Origin of the sequence: Streptomyces niveiscabiei, assembly GCF_001419795.1 — a bacterium.
Taxonomy (GTDB): domain Bacteria; phylum Actinomycetota; class Actinomycetes; order Streptomycetales; family Streptomycetaceae; genus Streptomyces; species Streptomyces niveiscabiei.
Genome location: NZ_LIRL01000950.1, coordinates 1 through 1,467, shown reverse-complemented (window position 1 = coordinate 1,467; position 1,467 = coordinate 1). Strand labels below are relative to the sequence as shown.

1 protein-coding gene is annotated in these 1,467 nt (G+C 73.1%); it reads right to left on the bottom strand.

The features are described 5' to 3' along the window. Positions 1–97 precede the first annotated feature (97 nt). A partial coding sequence (locus AOK24_RS37635; RefSeq protein ID WP_055724437.1) for an FAD/NAD(P)-binding protein occupies positions 98–1,467 on the bottom strand: 1,370 nt, incomplete at its 5' end.

Sequence of the window (1,467 nt, the reverse complement as noted above, 5' to 3'; positions counted from 1 at the left end):
AGCCCACCCCGCTCGGCCAGCCCCACCAGTTCCGCGCAGTCCTCCCCCTCGGGCACATCCACGGCGGCGGCGAGATGCGGCAACCCCCAGGACGCGCTCACCGCGCACCCTCCCCGCGCAGGAACCCGAGCACAGCCCGGGCCGTCGCGTCGTTCTGCCGGAACGCCGGCCCCCCGGTCCGGGGCCGCGTGAACGCCCCCGGCGTACGCCCGTCCGTATACGGCCCGAGCGCGAACCGCCGAGGATGCGCGCGCCCGTCCGCGTCGAACACCCGCCCGTCGCGGGGGTCCACCCGCAGCAGCCCGGCGTCCGTCTCCCCGGCCCCCTCCTCCGCGAGCCCCCGCAGCAGCGGATCGAGTGCCCGCCCCACGGACGCCTCCGGCAACCGCGCCTCGACGAGCGCACGAGCCTCGACAACCGCCCCGGGGACGTTGGGACTTGACGCCCGGAACACCCCGTCCTCGGCGCGCACCTCCATCTCCCCGCCGACGAACCTCAGCACCCCGGCCCGGGACAGCGCGAGCATCTGCCGCAGCCGGGGCCCTGGCGGCCCGGACGCGAGGTAGCTGAAGAACCCGTGCCAGGAGGAGGCGACTTGACCCCCGAGGCGTATCAACTGGACGTACACGGAGAGGAGTCCGAGGAAGACCGCCAAGTCGGCGCTGTACGCGTCATCATGACGTCGCGTCAGATCCGCTTCGATGTGGGCCCGCAACCCGTCCTGGAACTCCTCCGGCGATCCGTACCGCGCCCCCTCCAACGGCCGGTCCAAGGACGCCAGATCGAGTCTGTCCCGGGGATCGGGCACGGCCTCGGCGACCAGCGCCCGCAGGTCCGCCCCGCTCCCCGCCGCGTACTTCTCCTCGAAGTCCGCCCAGTCCATCGCCGTCCGCCCGGGATGCGCCGAGAACAGCCGGTGATAGTGCGCGAACCCCAACTCCTTCTCCACCAGCGGCCACACGTCCCGCCGGTAGTCGAACCCGCCCTCCCTGGCGAGGAGTTCATCGATCTCGCCGGGCCCGAGGAACCGGGGCAGGGGCGGACGCCCACCGGTGAACTCGTACCCGATCTTCGACCGGTACGGCACACCCCGCCGCGACCCCACGTACAGCACCGGCTCCCGCCCCGACGGCACGTACACCTCACCCTCGTACCGCCCGCCCCGCCCCTCGGTGAGCAGCACCATCAGATCGACGAACGCGAGCCCGAACCCCCGCACGAGCACAGGCGCGCCGGGTTCGAGCGCGGAGAGGTCACTGTCGGCGGTGAAGTCGGGCGGCAGATGAACAAGCCCGTGCCGAGCCGCGTACGAGGCCAACGCGCGCTGTTCGTCGTCAAGTTCGGCATCGAGATGCCCAAGAGCGAGGACGACGAGGTCGGCGCGGAGGACGTCGCAACCGGCCCCCGCCCCGGCCTCCGCACCCGCACCCGCACCCGCCTCCAGCCACACCTCCTGCCGCCCGTCCC